This window comes from Xenorhabdus griffiniae (assembly GCF_015163655.1).
GTDB lineage: Bacteria > Pseudomonadota > Gammaproteobacteria > Enterobacterales > Enterobacteriaceae > Xenorhabdus > Xenorhabdus griffiniae.
This window is the reverse complement of sequence record NZ_JADEUF010000166.1, coordinates 1-5,301: the sequence shown is the minus strand read 5'-3', so window position 1 is coordinate 5,301 and position 5,301 is coordinate 1. Positions and strand designations below refer to the sequence as shown.

Below are 5,301 nucleotides of genomic sequence, written 5' to 3'. Positions count from 1 at the left end.
CGATTCGGTTTGTTGACAAAATCGACATTTCACTTCTACCGTTGCCATCTGATTTCCTGAAAAAGTGAGGAGTATACATGAGAAACAACAAATTGAATACGTGACCTAATTTTTATGTTAAGCCCTGGGCGCGAAATTGCAGCCGAATTTGACCATTTTTAACCCTCACGGCTTTTTTGCTTTAAGTGATAATAAACAGTTCCTCCGAAAATTAGGCTTAATCCCATCATTTATTGTGGTAAATAATCACATTATTTATTATAAAGTAACCAGAATAGCCATAAAATTGAAATCTGAAAATCCTCTACTATCATTTCTTAAAACGGAATGGAGAGTGGAAAGTGGCGAAAAGAGAAGCGCAAACAGATTTATGGGTTCATGGTTTACTAAAAGAAGCTGGAATTAAACACGATGCTCAGGGAAGCACAATACTTGAGATTAACAGCGCTTTGAAAACCGCTTCCAAAAACGGGTCTGGAAAAGTTGGTTTTCCTGAATTTGTTGGTGTTGTTAAAGATTTTATTCTTGTTATAGAGAATAAAGCGGATATATCCAAACACGTAAAACTAAATGCGAAAGGCCTAATAAGTCTTGATCCGAAAAACGTTAAAGACTTTGCTGTGAACGGAGCCTTGTTCTATGGCCGCCATTTAGCCCAAAACACATCCTACAAAAAAATCATTGCTTTTGGCATTTCAGGCGATGAAAAAAAACACAAAATCACTCCTTACTTTATTGATGAAACCGAGTATTACCGAGAGCTATCGGAAGTCGAATCTTTTATCTCATTCAATGAGAATAATATTCTCGAATATTACATCAGAGAGATTCTGCAAGAAAATACTGATCAAGAAAAAGAACTGGCTGAAATTCTAAAGGATGCTGCTGAACTTCATGAAGATTTACGTAATTATGGTAACTTAAAAGATATTGATAAGCCCCTTATCGTTTCGGGAATTCTGCTGGCACTACGAGAAGAAGAATTTGGTGGTTTTGATGTGTCCCATTTAACCGGCGATAGTATTGATATAGATGGCGATAAGATTTATAACGCTATTGAAAAAAATTTAAAACGTTCAAAAGTCGCCCCAGATGTTAAACGTGACAAAATCTTAAATCAGTTCTCTATCATTAAAGATACACACATTCTTAATGAAATTAATACTACTCTCAATAAAACACCTCTGAAACATTTCACCGAATTTCTGCACTATAAAATTTACAAAAGCATCAAGTATACCAGTTCGTCAGAAGATTATTTGGGCCGTTTTTACGGTGAATTTATGTCTTATTCTGGTGGTGATGGTCAAACACTTGGGATTGTTTTAACGCCCAAGCATATTACCGATCTATTTTGCGATTTGGTAGATATTCAACCATATGATGTCGTGTTAGACCCATGTGCAGGTACAGCAGGCTTTCTAATTGCTGCTATGCACCACATGCTGGCTCAAACTGACAGTGAAAATACAAGAAAAAATATTCGTCAAAAACAACTACATGGTTTTGAATTGCAGCCCTATATGTTCACCATTGCTACTACAAATATGATTTTGCGGGGTGACGGTAAAAGTAACCTGATTAATCATAACTTCTTGAACGAAGATCCAAACAAGCTTCAATTAAAAGGCGCTACAGTCGGGATGATGAATCCACCATATTCACAGGGTTCAAAGAAAAACCCTGATCTTTATGAGATTGCTTTTACTGAACACCTGCTTGATTCTTTGGTCAAAGATGGGAGTGTGATTGTCATTATTCCTCAGTCTTCCGTTACGGGTAAAACCAAAGAAGAGCAAGCTATCAAGGCAAACATATTCAAAAAACATACCCTAGAAGGCGTCATTACGCTCAATAAAGACACCTTCTATGGAGTGGGAACCATGCCTTGTATTGCTATTTTTACCGCAGGAGAACCCCACCCTGTTAATAAAGAATGCAAGTTTATTGATTTCCGTGAAGATGGTTTTAAAGTACGCCCTCATGTTGGTTTGATTGAAACGGAGCAGGCAAAAGATAGAAAACAGCATTTATTAGATGTTTGGTTTGATCGTATTGAAGCCGAAAGCAAGTTCTGCGTAAAAACCACTGTTGAAGCCGATGATGAATGGCTTCATAGCTTCTATTACTTCAATGATGAAATACCAACTGATTCAGAATTTGAAAAGACTATTAGTGATTATCTGACTTTTGAATTTTCAATGATTATGCAGAATCGAGGATACTTGTTTGAATCGAATGATTCCAAAGAGGTAGATGATGCTTCTAAAGCCTGAAGATAAAGAGTGGAATGAATTCTTTATTGAAGATATAGCTGAAATTGTTTCAGGTAAAGATATTTACGATGCGGAACGTTTTTTTGGAAGCATACCTTACATATCTTCAACAGCCAAAAACAATGGTGTTGGTCATTTTGTAGGAAATAAAAACAATACATTAGAAGATAACTGTCTTTCAGTTAATCGAAATGGCTCTGTGGGATATTCCTTTTACCACCCTTATAAAGGCCTTTTCTCGAACGACTGTCGTAAATTACGTCCTAAATTCAAATCTGAATATGTTGGTTTGTTCTTATCCAACCAAATTAGTTGTCAGCGTGAAAAATACAACTACGGATACAAAATGGGAACGGGAAGATTAAAACGCCAAAAAATAATGCTTCCCATCGCCGAAAACGGTAAGCCGGACTATCCATTCATGGAGAAACATGTTAATGAATTGATAAATAATAAAAAAACTGAATACCTTGAGTATTGTCGTAAGGAATTGGCAAAGCTTGAATATAAAGAGATTGATGGACTTGAGGATAAAGAATGGCGTGAATTCTTTCTTAAAGATATTTTTGGAGCCATTCAGCGTGGAAAACGTTTGACAAAGACCAATCAAATTGATGGAGAACATCCCTATATCTCATCAACAGCATTAAGCAATGGCATTGATAACTTTATAGGAAATGAGACGGGTGTTCGTATATTTTCAAACTGTTTGACTATCGCTAATAGCGGTAGTGTTGGATCCAGTTTTTATCATCCATATTGTTTTGTGGCTAGCGACCATGTTACCAGCTTTCAACGTTTTGATTTTAATAAATTTGTTTATCTATTTATTGCTAATCAGACCAGAAGATTGTCGGAGAAATACAACTTTAATCGTGAAATTAACGACAAGCGCATATCAAGAGATAAAATCATGCTCCCTGTTGCAGAAGATGAAACACCAGATTATGAATACATGGCACAATATACTTTGAATTTGGAGTATCAGAAACGTAAACAGTATCTTGAGTATTTGGATTCTCAAGCCAAGGGTTATGATAAGTGAATGATGTTAATTTTGTGATAAATCTCATAAAAATAATAACTTTCAATATAAGGCTATGAGAATAAAACGGCATCTTAATGTGATCATTTTTGAACTTCATATTTGCTTTTCTTTAACATAATGATAAAACAAATAAAGTAATTAAAATCAGTAAGATATGTAACATAAGAAAGAGAAAATCTTGGGGGCATTAATAGGGGCATAAAAGTGACATATAAAAATAAATAATGCATATTCAATAAGTTATATATATTTACCAGTCCCCCCGCACCAAATAAAAACTTACTGGTAAAACAGAAAGTTAGGGAATAAAAAGGCCACCTTTACGGTGGCTTTTTTTCTGCGATTGCATGAAATTTCGAAATTGGCAGCACCTTGGCACCACTGGTTTTTTATCCAATAACATTGGATTGCCCTTCCTCCTTTTTAGAAAAATATTTTTTGCATTGAAAAATGAAATCAGCAAATCTATAAATTTGCATCAGTAAGCAGGAAGGTGAGGAATAGCCCTCTTGATATCCGAGGGCTTTAGACTAAAAATTATCGAAGCACAACGCCGTTTGCTGTCCATCCGTAGGGTGAGGCTGGGCGAATTCAATCAAGTTGGATTTAGCCACCCGACGGACAAAGGTTTCATGGCTGACAAACGTTGTACCACAATTGATATTCTGGCACTGGTTGTAACGTTCCTTGGTTTCGGGGTCATGCTTCCAAAAATTAGATCATCCGGCCAGATAGTTTTCTCGCTCAATGAACGTTCCGATGACTTTGTCGTGCATCTCTTCGAATTTGGAATAGCCTATTGTTTTCCGATTAAGCCTTTTGATGTGGGTACGCAGAGTCAGATTGGTTCTCTCAATACGCTGGGTAAATTTCTTTCCTCTGAGGGGCTCCTCCTCAGGAAGGCAGTCATAAACCACATAATTATCGGTACAGTAAAACTGGATTTTAAAAGGTGCCAGTAGCGCTAACAGTTTGTTCAGCGTTTTTTTACTACGGTCACCAAATACATGCGCGATAACAGTCTTTCGTTCAGAATCCCAAGCATACCAGAGCCAACGTGGGTTTTTCTTGTTACCGACAAACGACCATTGTTCATCAACTTCACAGATAATGTCGATGTCGTTTCCCGTGAACGGGAGTGTGGTCACCTGTCTGGGCTCGAGCTTTTTAATGTTCGGAGTACCGTGTTGATGCTGACCTTTAGAGTTCGAGGATGTCTCTGATACCCCCATTATTTATCACCATATCAACGATCTGTGCTTTTACTCCGGGGTTGCAGGCTTGATAGGTGTAATTTAATTGAAAGGTTTTATGGCAGGCATAGCAGTGATAACGCTGATGACTACTGCTGCCTTTTCCATGTCTTTCGCCATATCTCACCTACCATAAAAAACGGGGATCTGACCACAACATCTAATTATTGGGTGCATGACCGCCAGACCCAACGCAAAGATCTGATGGCGGTGAATTGGCTGAGCACCAGCCGGATTTGTGCGATGAGGGCTTTTAACTTTTGTCGTTTAGCCCTGGCCTGATGTGTATCGCTGGACGGAGAGCGCGATGAATTACGTTAATTCTGCGCTAGCCGATCTTCGTATTCACGGAATTTGGCCCAGAGTACGTTGGCTTCACTGATGTTGTTTAGTTCAGGTGGCTTAACGGTAAACTGTTTTTTTTCATGAACGGGAAAATTACCGGACTGGCAGGATCAAGTAACAGGCAAAAGTGGATCAAGAAATAAGCGTCACACTTTTGTGTCAATAGGGAGCTGGTGAAGGGTTACTTCTAGACGGCATTTATTTTTAGTAACATGCTGAATGAAAAAACTAACTCATGATCAGGATAAGATGCTCAATATTGAGCATCTTATCCTGATCATACAAATTATCTTTATAAGAAAGTTAAGTAAAAGTTAAGGGTTTTTATATTTATAGCTATTTTTTCAAAAATAACGAATTAATTAAAATAACAGTAGGG

The 5,301-nt window shown here is 37.4% G+C and carries 2 protein-coding genes and 3 pseudogenes; 2 read left to right on the top strand and 3 right to left on the bottom strand.

The features are described 5' to 3' along the window. Window positions 1-341: 341 nt before the first annotated feature. Window positions 342-2,276, top strand: a complete 1,935-nt coding sequence (locus IQ211_RS20035) for an HsdM family class I SAM-dependent methyltransferase (protein ID WP_189759029.1) — start codon at window positions 342-344, stop codon at window positions 2,274-2,276. Continuing rightward, window positions 2,257-3,321, top strand: coding sequence for a restriction endonuclease subunit S (locus tag IQ211_RS17750; protein ID WP_189759028.1), 1,065 nt, complete (start codon window positions 2,257-2,259; stop codon window positions 3,319-3,321). Before IQ211_RS20035 ends, IQ211_RS17750 begins: the two co-directional genes overlap by 20 nt. Before the next feature lie 533 nt (window positions 3,322-3,854). Here IQ211_RS17750 and IQ211_RS17745 read toward each other — a convergent pair. The 3 pseudogenes from IQ211_RS17745 to IQ211_RS20245 form a co-directional block, all read right to left on the bottom strand. After that, window positions 3,855-4,016 (bottom strand): annotated as a pseudogene (locus tag IQ211_RS17745) (ogr/Delta-like zinc finger family protein); the annotation flags it as partial. A gap of 27 nt (window positions 4,017-4,043) precedes the next feature. After that, a pseudogene (locus IQ211_RS17740) lies at window positions 4,044-4,704 on the bottom strand (IS1 family transposase). 37 nt (window positions 4,705-4,741) lie between these two features. Then, window positions 4,742-4,882 (bottom strand): annotated as a pseudogene (locus IQ211_RS20245) (hypothetical protein); the annotation flags it as partial. Window positions 4,883-5,301 lie beyond the last annotated feature (419 nt).